Source organism: Leifsonia sp. (assembly GCF_051955155.1).
Lineage (GTDB): Bacteria > Actinomycetota > Actinomycetes > Actinomycetales > Microbacteriaceae > Leifsonia.
The window spans coordinates 18,537-35,715 of the sequence record NZ_JBQCGZ010000025.1 but is presented as its reverse complement, the minus strand read 5'-3'; the positions used below and the strand labels follow the sequence as shown (position 1 = coordinate 35,715).

At 72.1% G+C, this 17,179-nt stretch carries 16 protein-coding genes; 9 read left to right on the top strand and 7 right to left on the bottom strand.

Going from position 1 to position 17,179, the window contains the following annotated elements:
- Positions 1-121: 121 nt before the first annotated feature.
- The 6 genes from ACTHMF_RS02515 to ACTHMF_RS02490 all read right to left on the bottom strand — a co-directional run bounded on the left by ACTHMF_RS02515 (position 122) and on the right by ACTHMF_RS02490 (position 5,303).
- Positions 122-1,615 carry a catalase gene (locus tag ACTHMF_RS02515; protein ID WP_314148494.1) on the bottom strand — a complete coding sequence of 498 codons (1,494 nt, stop codon included), beginning with the start codon at positions 1,613-1,615 and terminating at the stop codon, positions 122-124.
- Positions 1,616-1,628: 13 nt separating this feature from the next.
- Positions 1,629-2,075, bottom strand: a complete 447-nt coding sequence (locus ACTHMF_RS02510) for a Fur family transcriptional regulator (RefSeq protein WP_314148495.1) — start codon at positions 2,073-2,075, stop codon at positions 1,629-1,631.
- A 32-nt stretch (positions 2,076-2,107) separates the two neighbouring features.
- On the bottom strand, positions 2,108-2,527 hold the full coding sequence (locus tag ACTHMF_RS02505; protein WP_440316168.1) for a hypothetical protein: 420 nt from the start codon (positions 2,525-2,527) through the stop codon (positions 2,108-2,110).
- 61 nt (positions 2,528-2,588) lie between these two features.
- Positions 2,589-2,942, bottom strand: coding sequence for a DUF2200 domain-containing protein (locus ACTHMF_RS02500; protein ID WP_440316167.1), 354 nt, complete (start codon positions 2,940-2,942; stop codon positions 2,589-2,591).
- Between the two features lie 28 nt (positions 2,943-2,970).
- Positions 2,971-4,698 carry a cation:proton antiporter gene (locus ACTHMF_RS02495; protein ID WP_314148498.1) on the bottom strand — a complete coding sequence of 576 codons (1,728 nt, stop codon included), beginning with the start codon at positions 4,696-4,698 and terminating at the stop codon, positions 2,971-2,973.
- A 26-nt stretch (positions 4,699-4,724) separates the two neighbouring features.
- Positions 4,725-5,303 (bottom strand): TetR/AcrR family transcriptional regulator, encoded by a 579-nt coding sequence (locus ACTHMF_RS02490; protein ID WP_440316166.1) that lies wholly within the window; start codon positions 5,301-5,303, stop codon positions 4,725-4,727.
- Between the two features lie 178 nt (positions 5,304-5,481).
- Here ACTHMF_RS02490 and ACTHMF_RS02485 point away from each other — a divergent pair, with 178 nt between their 5' ends.
- Entirely contained in the window at positions 5,482-7,059 is a 1,578-nt protein-coding gene (locus tag ACTHMF_RS02485; RefSeq protein WP_440316165.1) for an MFS transporter, read from the top strand.
- 67 nt (positions 7,060-7,126) lie between these two features.
- Here the strand turns inward: ACTHMF_RS02485 and ACTHMF_RS02480 are convergent, their stop codons facing one another.
- Positions 7,127-7,669: a GIY-YIG nuclease family protein gene (locus ACTHMF_RS02480; RefSeq protein WP_314149908.1), complete on the bottom strand. Its 543-nt coding sequence runs from the start codon at positions 7,667-7,669 to the stop codon at positions 7,127-7,129.
- Positions 7,670-7,798: 129 nt separating this feature from the next.
- On the opposite strand from ACTHMF_RS02480, the gene ACTHMF_RS02475 reads away from it, so the two are divergent.
- From ACTHMF_RS02475 to ACTHMF_RS02440, 8 genes are all read left to right on the top strand, one after another.
- Positions 7,799-9,169: a ferredoxin reductase family protein gene (locus tag ACTHMF_RS02475; protein ID WP_440316164.1), complete on the top strand. Its 1,371-nt coding sequence runs from the start codon at positions 7,799-7,801 to the stop codon at positions 9,167-9,169.
- Positions 9,166-9,675: an FMN-binding protein gene (locus ACTHMF_RS02470; protein WP_440316163.1), complete on the top strand. Its 510-nt coding sequence runs from the start codon at positions 9,166-9,168 to the stop codon at positions 9,673-9,675. Before ACTHMF_RS02475 ends, ACTHMF_RS02470 begins: the two co-directional genes overlap by 4 nt.
- Complete coding sequence (locus tag ACTHMF_RS02465; RefSeq protein WP_440316162.1) at positions 9,672-10,430, top strand: FAD:protein FMN transferase; 759 nt, start codon at positions 9,672-9,674, stop codon at positions 10,428-10,430. Before ACTHMF_RS02470 ends, ACTHMF_RS02465 begins: the two co-directional genes overlap by 4 nt.
- Positions 10,431-10,563: 133 nt before the next feature.
- Entirely contained in the window at positions 10,564-12,198 is a 1,635-nt protein-coding gene (locus tag ACTHMF_RS02460; protein ID WP_440316161.1) for an ABC transporter substrate-binding protein, read from the top strand.
- A complete protein-coding gene (locus ACTHMF_RS02455; protein ID WP_440316160.1) occupies positions 12,176-13,204 on the top strand; it encodes an ABC transporter permease in 1,029 nt (342 codons plus the stop codon). Before ACTHMF_RS02460 ends, ACTHMF_RS02455 begins: the two co-directional genes overlap by 23 nt.
- A complete protein-coding gene (locus tag ACTHMF_RS02450; protein ID WP_440316159.1) occupies positions 13,201-14,058 on the top strand; it encodes an ABC transporter permease in 858 nt (285 codons plus the stop codon). Before ACTHMF_RS02455 ends, ACTHMF_RS02450 begins: the two co-directional genes overlap by 4 nt.
- Positions 14,058-15,767 carry a dipeptide ABC transporter ATP-binding protein gene (locus ACTHMF_RS02445; RefSeq protein ID WP_440316158.1) on the top strand — a complete coding sequence of 570 codons (1,710 nt, stop codon included), beginning with the start codon at positions 14,058-14,060 and terminating at the stop codon, positions 15,765-15,767. Before ACTHMF_RS02450 ends, ACTHMF_RS02445 begins: the two co-directional genes overlap by 1 nt.
- The gene (locus ACTHMF_RS02440) at positions 15,764-17,155 is read left to right on the top strand and encodes an NtaA/DmoA family FMN-dependent monooxygenase (RefSeq protein WP_440316157.1); all 1,392 of its coding nucleotides are present in this window, start codon (positions 15,764-15,766) and stop codon (positions 17,153-17,155) included. The genes ACTHMF_RS02445 and ACTHMF_RS02440 overlap by 4 nt, the downstream gene beginning before the upstream one ends.
- The last annotated feature ends 24 nt before the right edge of the window (positions 17,156-17,179 follow it).

The following is a 17,179-nucleotide window of genomic DNA, read 5'->3' as shown; positions in this document are numbered from 1 at the left end:
ACTTTGCCCAAATGGGGGCCCGGGGGGGCGCCAGACCCTATTTTTGCCCCAGTGGGCGGCCGCCCCAACCCCCGGGGCGGGGGGTTTGGGGCCGGCCCCCGCGTTCGTGCGCGGGGTGCGGTTACTCGCCGACGCCCACGTACTCCGCCGCCTCGTCCGGGTCCGCGCTGTCGGACTCGAGGCGGGCGCGGAGCAGCTGGCCGAGGTTCGCGTCCACGTTCGTCCAGTACTGGATGGCGCGCTCGCGGATCTCGGCGCTCTTCACCCCGCCGACGGCGCCGGCGATGGTGTCGAGGAAGCGCTCCTTGGCCGCGTCGTCGTAGACGTCGCGGTAGAGCGTCCCGGCCTGGCCGAAGTCGTCGTCCTCGGCATGCAGGGTCGCGGCGGCGCGGACCAGCTCGCCGTCGGTCTCCCACGAGCCCTCACCGGCGGCGGCCGGGTCGGCGACAGGGCCGCCGAACGAGTTCGGCGCGTAGACCGGCGCGGAGGCGGGCTTGAAGCCGTGGCGGGCGGCGCCGTCCTGCGAGTAGTTGTGGACGGGGGCGATCGGCGCGTTCACCGGCAGCTCGTTGTAGTTGGTGCCGACGCGGTAGCGTTGCGCGTCCGGGTAGGAGAACACGCGCGCCATCAGCATCTTGTCCGGGCTGATGTCGATGCCGGGGACCGTGTTGGCCGGCGAGAACGCCGCCTGCTCGATCTGCGCGAAGAAGTTCTCCGGGTTCTCGTTCAGCGTGTGGACGCCGAGCTCGATGAGCGGGTAGTCGGCGTGCGGCCACACCTTGGTGAGGTCGAACGGGTTGAACCGGTAGGTCTTCGCGTCCTCGTACGGCATGATCTGCACGGACACCGTCCACGACGGGAACTCGCCGCGCTCGATGGCCTCGTACAGGTCGCGGCGGTAGTAGTCCGCGTCCTCGCCGGCGATGCGCTCCGCCTCGGCGCCGTGCATCTCGTCGTTGCCCTGCTGCGCGTGGAAGTGGTACTTGACCCAGAACCGCTCGCCGGCCGCGTTGATCCACTGGTAGGTGTGCGAGCCGTACCCGGGCATGGTTCGCCACGAGCGCGGCAGGCCGCGGTCGCCCATGAGGTAGGTGACCTGGTGCGCCGATTCCGGGGACAGCGTCCAGAAGTCCCACTGCATGTCGGCGTCGCGCAGGCCGGAGCCGGGCAGGCGCTTCTGCGAGTGGATGAAGTCGGGGAACTTGATGCCGTCGCGGATGAAGAAGACGGGCGTGTTGTTGCCGACGATGTCGTAGTTGCCCTCGGTCGTGTAGAACTTCACCGAGAAGCCGCGCACGTCGCGCCAGGTGTCGGGCGAGCCCTGCTCTCCGGCGACCGACGAGAACCGCTGCACGGTGCGGGTCTTCGTGCCGGGCTGGAACACGGCGGCCTTGGTGTAGGCGCTCACGTTGCCGGTGACGACGAACTCGCCGAACGCGCCGCCTCCCTTGGCGTGCACGATCCGCTCCGGGATCCGCTCGCGGTTGAACTGCGCCAGCTTCTCCACCAGGTAGCGGTCGTGCAGCGCGGTGACGCCGTCCGCACCCGTGGTCAACGAGTGCGCGTCGCTGCCGACCGGGGTCCCGGTCTGCGTGGTCGTGTGGTTCTCGGACATGCTTCTCCTCACCTCATTCGGCGCGCGACGGGGCTTCCGCCGCGCGCTCCTGACAGGACGGGCACAGCCCCCAGAAGGTCACCTCCGCCGTGCTCACCGCGAACCCCGACGCATCCGACGGGTGCAGGCACGGGGCCTGCCCGACCACGCAGTCGACGTCCGCCACCGCGCCGCACGACGTGCAGACGATGTGGTGGTGGTTGTCGCCGATCCGCCGCTCGTAGAGAGCGGGGGAGTGCGCCGGCTCGATCCGCCGGAGCAGCCCGGCGGCGGTGAGATCGCCCAGGACGTTGTGGACGTTCTGGATGGAGGTCCCCGGCAGCGCCGGGAGGACCGTGCGGAACACCGTCTCGGCGTCCGCGTGGGGGTGCGTGTCGAGCGCGTCGAGGACGGCGAGCCGCCCCTGCGTGACCCGCAGGCCGGCGGTGCGCAGTGCGTCCTCCAGCCGTGCCGTGTCCATGCGTTCGAGGCTAGCGGGTTGTTTTGAATGAATCAAAAATCGAATGCACCCCCGGGAGTGTCGGCGAAGGGATCGAACGACGGCGCGACGGACTGCGAGGAGGCCGCCGGCGCGTCCGCGGTGCCCGTCGCGAGCGCGACGGCTCCGACGCTGCCGACGGTGAGCACGCCGGCGAGCGCCAGGCCGGCCAGCGTCGTCACGGCGAAGCCGGCGTTGCTCGCGGTCAGGCGGCGCAGTAGCCCGGGGTGCGGCGGCTCCGCGGCGGTCGCGGTGCCGTCGATCAGGTCGGCGACCAGCACGTCAAGCTGGGCCGGTGTGAGCTGCTCGAACGCGGTGAGCTGCGCGCGGTCGATGCGCGTCCTGGAGGCGTGCCCGCTCAGCTCGACGTAGCTGGAGAGCGCCTCCCGGTCGGCGCGGGAGCGGTGGATGCGGTGGGTTCGATTCGTCGTCACGTAACCATTCTGAATGGTGACGACATGACTCGGCAAGACCCAAAACAACTTGTTCGACGGGTTATGAGCTCCCGCGCAGGATCGAGGTCATCCGCTTGCCCTTCGCGACCTCGTCCACCAGCTTGTCCATGTAGCGGATGCGCTGCATGAGCGGGTCGTCGATCTCCTCGACGCGCACGCCGCAGATCACCCCGGTGATCTGCTCCGCGTTCGGGTTCATCGCCGGGGCCTGGGCGAAGAACGCCTTCAGGTCCCTGCCGTCCTCGATCGCCGACCGCAAGCCGGCGCGGTCGTACCCGGCCAGCCAGCAGATCACGGTGTCGACGTCGTCCGCGCTCTGCCCCTTGCGCTGGGCCTTCGCGACGTAGAGCGGGTGGATGCTCGCGAAGCTCATGCCGAAGAGCCTGTCGTTCATGGTGCCTCCCTCGACCCCACCAGGGTACTCACCTGGCGCGCGACCGCAGCCGGGTCTCCTCGATGTCGAGCATCGCCTGGGCCTCGCTCAGGATGCGGGACGGGTAGGCACCGCGCGAGCGCTCCAGGAGCAGGCGGTCGCGCTCGGCGTCCACCACCGCGAGCCGGAGGGTGCGGTAGACGTGGTGCGGGCGGGTCTCCGGCGGCTCGTCGAACATGACCGAGCGCTCCCAGGCGGCCTCGGCGCGCAGGTAGGTCGTCTGCCGCACCCGCTCGACCACCTCCGGGTCGACCGGCGCGGAAGTGCCCGCGGCGCCCTCCGGGTCGTCGAGCACGGCCAGGCCGGTCTCGCTCAGGTCGTCGAGCAGCTGGGCGAGCAGCCGGCGGTCGTCCTTCACGTCGATGCCCTGCAGGCCGAGCGCGCGGATCAGCCACGGCAGCGTTCCGCCCTGCACCACCAGGCTGACGAAGGCGACCGTGAACGCGATCAGGATGAGCTGCGGGCGGTACGGGATCCCGGCCGGCAGCGACTGCGCCGCCGCGAGGGTCACGACGCCGCGCATGCCGGACCAGCCGAGGACGACGCCGCCGCGCCAGTCGATGGCCTCCTGCCGGTATTCCTCCAGGTCGCTGCGGTGCCGGGTGTAGCGGGCCTCCGCGCGTTGCTTGCGCAGGGCCTGCCAGCGGTAGCGCACCGGGTGATCGCGGAAGTAGCTGATCATCAGCCACTCCCGCAGCACGGCCTTCTCCTGCCGTTCGCCGCGGTGCTTGAGGAAGTAGATCAGGGGCCCGATCAGCACGAACCGGATGATGACGAGCGCGCCCATCGCGATCAGGCCGATGCCCACTGCGTCCCAGACGCTCAGGATCTCGGGATGCTCCACGTCCAGGATGAGCGTGCGCAGCTCGAGGCCGATGAGCAGGAAGACGCCGTTCTCGAGCAGGAACTGGATGGTGCGCCAGTTGATCTGGTCGCTGATGCGCGCCTGCGCCGTGAAGTGCCGCGGCGCGGCGTGTCCGGTGTAGAGACCGGTCACAACGACGGCCAGGACGCCGGAGCCGTGCAGTGCCTCGGTGGGCGCGAACGCGGCGAACGGCACGACCACCGAGAGCGCCGTGTCCAGTACCGGGTCGTTGAGCTTCGAGCGCACCCACACCGAGACGAAGCCGACGACCAGGCCGATCACGAGCGCGATGATGACGGCGGAGAGGAAGTCCAGGACGCCGGAGAGCGGGGTCGCGAGCGTGCCGACCGCGGCGGCGAGGGCGGTGCGCAGCAGCACGAGGGCGGTGGCGTCGTTGACGAGCCCCTCGCCCTCCAGCACCGTCAGCAGCCGGGGCGGGAGGCCGAGTTTGCGGCCTACCGAGGTCGCGGCGACGGCGTCCGGCGGGCTGATGATCGCGCCGAGCGCGATGGCCGCCGCGAGGTTCAGGTCCGGCAGCAGCGTGTAGAGCACGAAGCCCGACGCGAACGCCGTGATCACCACGAGCACGATCGAGAGGCCGGCGATGGGCGCCAGGTTGCGGCGGAAGTCGTTGAGCGGGACGCTGATGGCCGCCGCGTACAGGATCGGCGGGAGCAGGCCGTCCAGGATGATCGCGGGCGGAACCTCGATCTTCGGCACCCCGGGCAGCACAGAGAGCGTCACCCCGACGAGCACGAGGATGATCGGCGCGGCGATGCCCAGCTTGCGGGCGAAGGCGGCCACGCCGACGATCACCGCGACGGCGATGACCGCGTAGACGCCCAGCTCCATGCAGTAAGCCTAGGGACCGGCGGGGCTCAGCGGGCGCGGAGGCCGTCGATCGCCATCGCGATCACCCGGTCCCGCTGCTCGTCGTCGTCGAAGGCGACACCGGCGATCCCGGACACCATGCGGATCACGTCGCCGATCGTGGCGTCCTCGCGCAGTTCGCCGGCCTCCTGGGCCCGGCGGACGAGCGGCTCGCCAGCGTCGTAGAGCGAGGTGCGGCAGCTGAGCATCACCGCGGAGTCCTTGTTCAGGCCCTCCAGCAGCGCGTGCTTGGTGCCGATGTAGCTGACGAAGCGGCGCAGCCAGGCCTGGACGGCCGCCCACGGCTCGAGGGACACCGCGTCCGCGGCCGCCTGGACCACCGCATCCACCTCGTCGATGTAGACCGCCTCGACGAGGGCGTCGCGGGTGGGGAAGTTGCGGTAGAGCGTGCCGATTCCGACGTTCGCGCGCCGCGCGATCTCCTCCAGGGAGGCGCCGGTGCCGTTGGCGGCGAACGTCTCGCGCGCCGAGGCGAGCAGGGCGTCGTAGTTGCGCCGGGCGTCCGCCCGCTGCGGCTTGGCGAGCGGGCTGCGCACGGTCTCTGTCGCTGCTGCGGGGGCGGTCACGTTCTCGAACCTCTCTGGCTGTTCACGGGGTGTTCACCGGGTCGGCGAAACTCGGGGTTGCGAACCGGAGGCACCCTCCGGTAATGTCTTCAGCATAACCGGAGGCAACCTCCGATCGGAGCCTCCCTCCAATTGTAGCCCACCATCGGCATCCCTTCGAGAAAAGGAAACCACCCTGATGTCTCGATCCCGTCCTTCCGCCACCTTCGCCGTCCTGGCGCTGAGCGTCGGGTCCTTCGCGACCCTGCAGTCGCTCGTCGTCCCCGTCCTGCCCGTCATCCAGTCCGACCTGCACACCACCACCGCCGGTGTCACCTGGACCATGACCGCCTGGCTCATCGCCGCCGCGGTCGCCACCCCGCTGCTCGGCCGCGTCGGCGATCTGGTCGGCAAGCGCCGCGTGTTCGTGCTCGCGCTGCTCGCCGTCGCCCTCGGCAGCGTCATCGCCGCCGTCGCGCCCAGCATCGGCGTCCTGATCGCCGGCCGCGTCGTCCAGGGCCTCGGCGGTGCGATGTTCCCGCTCGCCTTCGGCATCATCCGTGACGAGTTCCCCGCCCGGCGGCTGCCGTCCGCGATCGGCGCGATCGCGTCCATCATCGCCATCGGCAGCGGCCTCGGCACGGTGCTCGCCGGTCCTCTGGCCGACGCGCTCAGCTGGCGCGGCCTGTTCCTCGTCCCCGTCGCGCTCACGGTCACCGCAGCGGTCCTCGCGCTGGCGATCATCCCCGAGTCGCCGACGCGCGCGACCGGCGGGGTCAACCCGTGGGCGGCCGTGCTGCTCTCCGGCTGGCTGATCGCGCTGCTGCTGCCGCTCAGCACCGGATCGCAGTGGGGCTGGGCGTCGCCGCAGGTGGTCGGCCTGTTCGTGCTCGCCGCCGTCCTGCTCGCCGCCTGGGTGGTCGTGGAGCTGCGCTCGCGGCACCCGCTCGTGGACATGCGCCTGATGCGCGAGCCGGGCGTCTGGTCCATGAACGCCGCGGCGATCTTCATCGGCGCCGCCATGTTCTCGGTGTTCTCGTTCTTCCCGCGCTTCGTGCAGACCCCCGCCGCCACCGGCTACGGCCTGGGCGCGAGCGTCGCGGAGTCGGGGATGCTGATGCTCCCGATGCTCGTCACGATGGCGGTCACCGGGTTCGCCAGCGGACCGCTGGAGCGGATCCTCTCGTTCCGCTCGCAGATCGTCGTCTCGGCCGTGCTGATGGCCGCCGCCAGCCTGTCCCTCGCCTTCTGGCACGGCTCGCTGATCGCGGTCGCCACCGCCTCCGGCGTCTTCGGCATCGGCCTCGGCCTGATCTACGCCGCGATCACCAGCGTCGTCGTGCAGAGCGTCCCCGCGACCCAGACCGGGATCGCCAGCGGGATGAACGCGAACCTCCGCACGGTGGGGTCGGCCATCGGGGCGGCCGTGATGACGGCCCTGGTCACCAGCACGCTGGGCGTCGGCGGTCTGCCGGCGGAGTCCGGCTACACCGAGGGCTTCGCGACGGCGGGCGTCCTCGCTCTCGGCGCGGGCGTCGTGACCATCGTCGCCGGCCTCCTGCTGCGCGCCCGGCGGAGCCGGGACCTGGCCGCTGCGGCCGAGCTCGACGCGATCGCGGGACTCGCCCGGCTGGAGGCCGCGGCGGCCGAGCCGGAGCGCGCGGCGATCGTGCGCGACGCGCACGCGGCAGAGGCCGCCGACATGGCGCGCCTCGCCGCCAAGCTCGACGACGCCGCCCAGGCCCCCGCCACCCACCCCGAACCCGCCGTAGCCTGACGCCGCCGAAGGGCGAGCCGTTGCGACCGACACGCCGATGGCGTGCGCAACGGCTCGCCCTTCGCTGTCAGGTGCGCAGGGCGGCCGCCTCGCTGCGCCAGCGGGCGAGCAGTGCCCAGGGGTCCGGCGCGCCGGCGGCCACCGCGGCGACGTGGGCGAGCAACGCGTCGTCCGTCTCGAACCACTCCGTGCCCGGGATGCGCAGCCCGGCGAACTGCGCGTGCCTGCGCTGTTCCAGGACGCGGTCGCCGCGCTCGAACGCGAGCACCTCGTCGTGCGGCAGGCTCGCGAACCGCTGGGCGGGGTTCGCCGACGTGCCGATCTTGATGCGGTCGCGGAAGCGCAGGTAGTAGACGACGTCGACGCGCGACGCCCTCACCCCCTCCGGCGGCGGCTCGCCCGCGCGCCACTCGCACACCGCGCACAGCCAGCCGGACGGGTAGCGCACCCCCAGCCGGGACCCGCAGAACGCGCACGGCGACGGCAGCAGGTCGGTCGCGCCGTACTCCCCGTCCACCCAGTCGTGCGCCGCGAGCAGGTGCGCGAGGCACAGCGGGAGCGGCGCCCCCGCCTGCGCGGCGGCGCCGCACACGGCGCATCCCTCGGTCACGTCCCGACCGTAACCCGCACCGCCGACACCCCTGCGACGCAGTCGCCGGCCAGGGGGTGCATAGGGGTTTCCCAGGGGGATCACAGGGGCCGTAAGAATGCCGAAAGGATTCTCCGGGAGTCTCGAAGCATGACCAGCATCGCCACCCCGCGCCGCGTCTCCGCCCGCGCCGACGACGCGCCGCGCCAGCGGCGGAGGCAGCGGTTCCTGCGCACCGTGCTCGTCGCCGGGTTCCTCGCCGTGCTCGCCATGTGGTGGGTGGACGTCCCCGCGACGTACGCGGCGACGCCGGCCGACCTCGCGACGACCCTGGGCGAGCTGACCGGGCTGGTCGGCGCCTACCTGGTGTGCGTCCAGGTGCTGCTGATCGCGCGCATCCCGTGGTTCGAGCGCGCGGTGGGGCTGGACCGGCTCGTCCTCTGGCACCGCTGGGTCGGCACGTCGGTCGTGCTGCTGGTGGTGACCCACGTGCTGTTCATGGTGCTCGGCTCGATGATCCTGGACCGCTCGCTGCCCTGGATCGCGTTCCTCGCCGTCCTGCACGACTACCCGGACATGCTCACCGCGCTGGTCGGCACGATCGCGTTCCTGGCCGTCGGCCTGAGCAGTGCACGGCTGCTGCGCGCGCGGCTCTCCTACGAGGTCTGGTACTGGCTGCACCTGACCACGTACGTCGCGATCTTCCTCACCTTCTTCCACCAGTTGAGCGGCGGCACCCACTTCGTGACCAACCCGGTCAACCGGGCGGCCTGGCTGCTGCTCTACCTCGGCACGGCGGCCGCGGTCCTCACCTGGCGGTTCATTCTTCCCACCGTGCGCGCCTGGCGGCACCGATTGCGTGTCGAGGCTGTCGTCGCCGAGAACGCGGGGACGACCTCCATCTGGTTCCGCGGACCGCACGTGGACGAGCTCGGCATCCGGGCCGGCAACTTCCTGCTGTTCCGGTTCCTGGCCTGGGGGCACCTGCTGACGGCGCATCCCTATTCGATCTCGCGGGTCCCGCACGACGGCCGGCTGCGGATCACCGTCGGCGCCCTGGGCGACCACTCCACGCTGCTACGGCACCTGAAGCCGGGCACGCTCACCTTCGTCGAGGGACCCTTCGGCCACTTCACCGCCGACCGGGCCAGCCGAGAGCGGATCCTGCTGATCGCCGGCGGCGCCGGGATCGGGCCGATCCGCGCGCTCGCCGAGGAGCTGACCGCCCGCGGGCTGCAGCCGGTGCTGCTGTACCGCGCCCACTCGGCGGAGCACCTGGCTCTGCTGCCGGAGCTGCGGGCGATGCGCGGGCTGACGGTCATCCCCGTCACGGGACGCAGGTCCGAGCTCGGCTACGACCCGCTCGGCAGCGCAGCGCTCTCCCGGATCGTCCCCGACGTGCACGCCCGGGAGGTGTTCATCTGCGGGCCGGAGGGGATGGCCCTGACCGCCGAACGATCGCTGCGGGAGCTGATGGTCCCGCGGCGCTTCATCCACCGAGAAGAACTGAGCATGGCATGAGACAGCGACGATGGCGAGGGACCCTGCTGTTCGCGGGCATCCTGACGGTACTGGGACTGACGGTCGGCGTTCGCCTGTACGGCGTGACGCAGCCGGAGAGCGCGCAGGTGTCCGCGCTGACCCCGCGCAGCACCACGAGCGCGACGCCGACGCCGAGCGCCTCCGCCGCGGCCGCCCCGAGCGCGACGGCGTCGGCCACCCCGGCGCCGAGCGCGACGGCGTCCGCCGCCCCCGCGGTCAGGACGATCGACGGGGACACCGTGCAGACCCGCTACGGCGCCATCCAGGTGCAGGTCACCCTCAGCGGCTCGACCATCACCAAGGTCACCGAGCTGCAGTCGCCGAACGAGGACGGCCGCAGCGTCGAGATCAACCAGCAGGCCGGCCCGATGCTCGAGCAGGAGGTGCTCGCGTCGCAGTCGGCGAAGATCGACACGATCTCGGGCGCGACCTACACGTCGGAGGGCTACATCCAGTCGCTGCAGTCCGCGCTGGACAAGGCATGAGGCGCGTCGAGACGGTGATGGGCATCCCGATGTCGGTGGACATCAGGGAGGTGGACGACGCGACGGCGGCACGCGCCGCCGAGGAGGCGTTCGCCGTGCTGCGCGCGGCGGACGCGCGGTTCAGCCGGTACCGGCAGGACAGCGAGGTGAGCGCGATCGCGCGCGGCGAGCGCGGCGAGGCCGACGCGAGCCCCGAGCTGTGCGAGGTCATCGGCATCGGCGAGCGGGCGCGGCTCGCCTCGGGCGGCGCGTTCGACGTGCGCGCGGCGGACGGCGCACTCGACGCCGACGGCGTCGTGAAGGGCTGGGCGGCGGCGCGCGCGGCCGAGGCGATCCGGCGCGCCGGTGTGCGCGTGTTCTGCCTGAACGCGGGCGGGGACGTCGTCGTCGGCGCGGCCCCGGACGCGGCGGACGGCTGGAACGTCGGCGTGCGCTCGCCGGAGGCGGCCGAGCGGATGCTCGCCGTGCTCACGGTGCGGGAGGCCGCGGTCGCCACCTCGGGAGCGTACGAGCGCGGCGAGCACATCCGCGACGCGCGCACGGGCGAGCCGGCGCGGGAGCTGATCAGCGCGACCGTGGTCGCGGACGACCTGACCACCGCCGACGTGCTCGCCACGGCCGTCTTCGCGCTCGGCGAGGCGGGCGTGCCGTGGGCCGTCGGCCAGGGCGCGCGCGGGGTGCTCGCTGTCGCGGCGGACGGCAGCATCCTGGCGGCGGGGAGCCTGCCGCTGGCGCCGGCGCAGCCCGCCGCGTAGCGCCGAACGGGCCGGCCGGCCAGCTCGTGTGACGCCGTGTTTCCGCGCGAAACACGGCGTCACGCACGGTCGACAGTGCGGGCGGCCGTCCGCATCCTGGGACGCACCCACCGACGATCCCAGGAGTCCCCCCATGCGTTCCCGTACCCTCCGCCCCTTCGCCGCAGCGGCGATCGTGCTCAGCGGAGCCCTCGCGCTGTCCGCCTGCGCGAGCGGCTCCGCCGCCACCGGAACCGGCCAGAAGGTCGACGGCGGCACCATCGTGTACGCCCACCAGCAGGAGCCGGCCTGCGTGTTCGGCGGCTGGATCGAGCAGGCCTATCTCTCCTACCAGGTGCTCGACAACCTCACCTCGCTGGACGCCGACCACCAGGTCGTGCCGTGGCTCGCCACCGCGTGGAAGCAGTCCGCCGACGGCCTCACCTGGACGTTCACGCTCAAGAAGGGCGTCGAGTTCACCGACGGCACCCCGCTGACCGCGGCGGCCGTCGCCTACAACTTCGACTACTGGGTGAAGGGCGGCAACAGCACGGCGAAGGTGTGGCTGGACGGCTACTACAAGAACGCCGTCGCCGTCGACGACCACACCCTCCAGGTGCACCTCGCCAAGCCGTACCCGCGCCTGGCCGACAACCTCAGCCAGGGCTACTTCGGCATCCAGTCGCAGCACGCCCTGCAGACCAGGACCGAGGCGCAGAACTGCGAGGCCCCGATCGGAACGGGCGCGTTCACCGTCGCGAAGTGGAACCGCGGGCAGGACATCATCCTGAAGCGGAACAAGGACTACACCTCCCCGCCCGCGAACGCGAAGCACACCGGCCCCGCGTACGTCGACGAGATCGACTGGAAGTTCGTCGCCGACCCCACCACGCGCGTCGCCGCGCTGCAGGGCGGCCAGGTGGACGCGATCTACGACGTCCCGGCCGTGCAGTGGAGCGTGCTGAAGAACGGCGGCTACCAGCTGGAGAAGTACGTCACGCCCGGCCGCCCGCAGCAGATCTCGTTCAACACCGCCCAGGGCCCGTTCACGGACGAGCGCGTGCGCCAGGCGTTCGCGTACAGCCTGGACCGCAAGCAGATCGTGGACACGATCGGCCGCGGCGTCATCCCGTTCGAGGGGAACGGCGGCGTCAGCCAGGCGACGCCCGGCTACAGCGAGAAGGCGGCCGGCCTCTACAGCCAGGACCTGAAGAAGGCGGCGAGCCTGCTGGATGCGGCGGGCTGGACGAAGGACTCCTCCGGCGTCCGCCAGAAGGACGGGAAGACCCTCACGGTCACGCTGCCGTACGGCGCCGGCTCGATCATCAACGCCGACGGCGCGGCGATCCTGCAGGGCGTCAAGGAGCAGGCCGCGAAGGCCGGCTTCGACGTGAAGCTGGTCCCGGTGCCGCAGAGCGAGTTCTTCTCGGGCAAATACTCGACGCCCGACTCGTACGACCTGCAGGCGGGCTACTGGACCAGCGTCACCGCGGGCATCCTCTACATCAACTGGCGCCCGTCCACCGCGGGCCACCCGAACTACTCGAACAGCGCGTTCTACAACGACACGACGCTCGAGCAGGACATCCTCGACGGCAACTCGGCCGCGACGGTGGACGCGCAGAACGCGGCGTACCGGAAGGCGCAGGACTACATCGCCGAGCACGCGCTCTCGATCGGCGTCTACGACCGGCTGAGCACGCTGGCGGTCTCGCCGAAGCTGCATGACGTCTGGCAGGAGCACGCGCAGGGAGGACCGACGTTCTATGACGCCTACCTCACCAAGTGACACGGCCCTGCAGCGGGCGGAGGCGGCGACCGCCGTCGTCTCCTCCGTCCCGCCGCGCCGCGGCCGCGCCGTCGCGCTCACGCTCCTGAAGAAGATCGGCGCCGCGCTCGTCGTGCTGTGGGGAGCGGCGACCGTCGCCTTCTTCGCCCAGCTCGCGCTGCCCGGCGACCGCGCGACCACCATCCTCAACATCCGGGCCGGCCAGGCGCAGCAGCGCACGCCGGAGGAGCTCGCGCAGATCAACGCGCAGTACGGCCTCACCAAGCCGGTGATCGTGCAGTACGCCGACTACCTGCGTGGCCTGGTCTCCGGCGACTTCGGCACCTCGTACCAGCAGTTCCGCCCGGTCACCCAGATCATCGGCGAGCAGCTCGGCAACACGGTCGCGCTCTCGCTCACCGCCATCCTGTTCGCCTGGCTGATCATGGTGGTCTGGGTGACCCTGACGGCGGGACGGGGCCCGCGGCTCGGCGGCCTGGGCTCCACGGTCGATGTCGTCACGGCGGGACTTCCGGCGTACTGGCTCGGCATCATCCTGCTGCTCGTGTTCGGCCTCGGCCTGCGCTGGTTCCCGATCATCTCCGGCTCCGCTCCCGTCGGGATCGTGCTGCCGGCGCTGACGCTGGCGATCCCGCTGGCCGGCTTCATGGCGCAGAGCGTGCGCGCCGAGTTCGAGCGCGCGCTCGACGCGCCGTTCGTGCTCTCGGCGCGGATGCGCGGGATGGGGGAGTGGGGCATCCGGCTCCGGCACGTGCTCCGGCACGCGGTCATCCCCGCCGTCACGCTCTCCGGCTGGGCGCTCGGGGCCACGCTGTCCGGCGCCGTGATCGTGGAGTCGATCTTCTCCCGGCCCGGCATCGGCTCGGTGCTCGTCGCCGCCGTCAACTCGCAGGACCTGCCGGTCGTCACCGGCATCGTCACCCTCGTCGCCGTCGTCTACGTGCTCGCGAACCTGATCGTGGACGTCGTCTACACCGTCGTCGACCCCCGGCTGGAGCTGTCATGACCACCGTCGCCACCGCCCCCGTCCGGCCCTCCGCCGGCGAACGGCTCTCCCGCGCGCCCTGGGGCCTGTACGCCGCGATCGCCTTCGCGGTGCTGCTCGCCGTCGCGGTCGTCACGCCGCAGCTGCTCACGGTGCACTCGCCGACCGCGACCGACTACGCGGCCGCGCTGCAGCCGCCGAGCTGGGTGCATCCGTTCGGCACCGACGAGTCCGGCCGGGATCTGTACACGCGCGTCGTCTACGGCGCCAGGGACTCGCTCACCATCGGGCTCGGCGCCGCGGCGGTCGGCGTCGGCCTGGCGCTCGTGCTCGGAACGCTCGCCGCGCTCGGCGTGCGGCCGGTCGCCGTGGTGATCGACCGGTTCGTGGAGATCCTGTTCGCCTTCCCCGCCCTGCTGCTCGCGCTGCTGCTCATCGCGATCGCCGGACCCAGCGCCGCGACGCAGGTGCTCGCGGTCGGCATCGGGACCGCGCCTGGCTACGCGCGGATGATCCGCGGGCAGATCCTCGGCGCCAGGAACTCCGGCTACGTGGAGGCCGCGACGGCGCTCGGGCACTCGCGCTGGCGGATCGTGCGCGCGCACATCCTGCCGAACGCCCTGCGGCCGCTCGTCGCCGTCTTCGCGCTCTCGATCGGGCAGTCGATCGTGTGGGCGTCGAGCCTGTCCTTCCTCGGTCTCGGCGTCGCGCCTCCGGCCTCCGAGTGGGGAGCGCTGCTGGACGCCGGGCGCGCCTACCTGACGACGGCCTGGTGGCTCGTCGTCATCCCCGGACTGGTCATCGTCGCGGTCGCGCTGGCGGCCACCACCATCGGGCGGCACATCCAGGCCCGCCTGGAGAGAGGAGAGCGCTGATGAGCGTGATCACCGAGACGGACGACCTCGACGTCGCCGACCTGGACTGGCCGGCGGTGCGCCTGCGGGTGCGCGGCCTGAGCACCGGGTTCCGGGTGGACGGCGCACTGCGGCCCGTCGTGCGCGACGTCGGCTTCGACCTGCTGCCCGGCGAATGCGTCGCCATCGTCGGCGAGTCCGGGTCCGGCAAGTCGGTCACGGCCAGGAGCCTGGTCGGCCTCGCCGGCCGGAACGCGGTCGTGCACGCCGACGAGCTGAGCATCCACCACGAGGACGCGCTCGCCTTCGGGCCGCGCCGCTGGCGGCGGGTGCGGGGGCGCGACATCGGCTTCGTGCTGCAGGACGCGCTGGTCTCGCTCGACCCGCTGCGCCCGGTCGGCCGCGAGATCGCCGAGGCGCTGCGGCTGCACGGCTGGGGGGACCGCCGCGCCCGCGCCGCGCGCGTGCTCGACCTGCTGAAGCGCGTGGGCGTTCCGTTCCCCGTGCAGCGCGCGAAGCAGCGCCCCGACCAGCTCTCCGGCGGCCTGCGGCAGCGCGCCCTGATCGCCTCCGCCATCGCCCTCGACCCGGACATCGTGATCGCGGACGAGCCGACCACCGCACTCGACGTGACGGTCCAGGCGCAGGTGCTCGCGCAGCTGGAGGAGATGAAGGAGCGCGGCGCCTCGCTCATCCTGATCAGCCACGACCTGTCCGTTGTCGCCCGGCTCGCCGACCACATCCTGGTGATGCGCGGCGGTGAGGTGGTGGAGCAGGGACCGGCGGCCGAGGTGCTCGGCGCGCCGCGGCACGACTACACGCGCGCGCTCATCGCCGCGGTGCCGAGCGAGGCCACCCGCGGCCGCGCGCTCACCCCGGGCGCACCGGAGCCGGCGCCGAAGCCGCCCGTCGGCGAGGTCGTGCTGAGCGGCCGCGACCTGGTGAAGCGGTTCCACACCGCGGACGGCACGGTGACCCGCGCCGTCGACGGTGTCTCGTTCGAGCTGCGCGCGGGGGAGACGCTGGGCATCGTCGGCGAGTCCGGGTCGGGCAAGAGCACGACCGCGCGCCTCGCCCTCGGGCTGGAGCGGCTGGACGGCGGCGCCGTCTCCCTGCTCGGCCACGACTTCTCCTCGGCGTCCGAGCGTCGCCGCCGCGCCCTTCGCCGCCGCATCTCGGTGGTCTATCAGGACCCGCTGAGCTCGTTCGACCCGCGCTGGAGCGTCGAGCGCATCCTGCTGGACGCGTTGCGCGGCGAGCGCTTCACGACCGCGGCCGCCCGCGACGCGCGGGTGCGCGAGCTGCTGGAGCAGGTCGGCCTGACCGATGCGGTCCTGCCGCGGTTCCCGCTCCGGCTCTCGGGCGGCCAGCGGCAGCGGGTGGCGATCGCCCGCGCGCTCGCGCCGCGCCCGGACGTCATCGTCCTGGACGAGGCGGTGTCGGCGCTCGACGTCACGATCCAGGCGCAGATCCTGGACCTGCTCGTCCGGCTGCAGCGCGCGTCCGGCGTCGCCTACCTCTTCATCTCGCACGACCTCGGCGTGATCAGCCACCTGAGCGACCGGGTCCTCGTGATGAAGGACGGCAGGGTCGTGGAGGAGGGGACGCCGGAGGCGGTGTTCGAGCGGCCGCAGCACCCGTACACTCGTGACCTGATCGCGGCCATCCCGGAGTTCGACCCCGCGGGCGCCGGAACCACCTCCCCCACCGGAAAGGCGCGCACCGCATGACCGCCGAGCGCAAGCAGCTGTTCGTCAACCTCTTCGAGATGGCGTGCGTGAGCCATATCACGCACGGCCTGTGGCCGCTCCCCGGCAACAACAGGGAGCGCTTCGCCGACATCGACTACTGGCTCGAGCTGGCGCAGCTGCTGGAGCACGGCGGCTTCGACGGCATCTTCCTCGCCGACGTGATCGGCGCGTACGACGTGTTCCGGGGCGGACCGGAGACCGCGCTGCGGGAGGGGCTGCAGAGCCCGAACCTCGACCCGCTGCTGCTCGTGCCGGCGATGGCGGCGGTGACCGACCGCCTCGGCTTCGGCGTGACCTTCTCCACGACCTACGAGCCGCCGTTCGCGTTCGCGCGCCGGATGTCGACGCTCGACCACCTCACGCGCGGCCGGATCGGCTGGAACATCGTCACCTCCTACCTGCCGAACGCCGCGCGCAACTTCGGGCTCGACGACGAGGTGCCGCACGACGAGCGCTACCGCAGGGCGGAGGAGTACCTCGACGTGCTCTACAAGCTGTGGGAGGGCTCCTGGGACGACGACGCGGTGGTCGCCGACCGCGAGCGCCGCGTGTTCACCGACCCGGAGAAGGTGCGCTACATCCACCACGTCGGCGAGCGGCACCGCGTCGCAGGACCGCACATCGTGCACCCGTCCCCGCAGCGGACGCCCGTGCTGTTCCAGGCGACCGGCTCGCCGGCCGGGATCGCGTTCGCGGGCAGGCACGCCGAGGTGGTCTTCACCGGCGGCCGCACCAGCGCGGAGTTCCGGTCGGCCGCCGACGGGATGCGCTCGGCCGCCGTCGAGCAGGGCAGGAGGGCCGACGACGTCCGCTTCATCGCGATGGCGGGCGTGATCGTCGGGCGCACGCAGGAGGAGGCGGAGGACAAATGGCGGCTGTACCAGCAGCACTCCAGCCTCGGCGGCATCCTCGCGCACAGCAGCCTGCCGGTGGACCTGACGGCGTTCCCGCGCGACATCACTGTGCGGGAGGCGCTGGCCAGGGCGGAGTTCCCGCCGGAGCGGGTGCCGTTCCTGCCGCTGGAGGCGACGGTCGGCCAGGCGCTCGATTTCGTGAAGGGCAGCAGGGACGACCGGTTCCTGGTCGTCGGCGACCCGAAGACGGTCGCGGACGAGATCGAGCGCTGGCTGGACGAGGACGGGCTGGACGGCATCAACCTGCGCCAGTACCACTCGTTCGACACCGCGCGGGACTTCGCGGAGCTGGTCATCCCCGAGCTGCGCAGGCGCGGCCGGTTCCCGCAGGAGGGCGAGCGCGCCGGCACCCTGCGCGAGCGGTTCTCCGGCCCGGGGAACAGCCGCCTGCCCGAGCGGCACCCGGCCGCCCGCTACCGGAACGGAGCCGACCTGCTCACGCCGGTCGGCTGATCCGTCCCTCGCGTCGCACGAGCG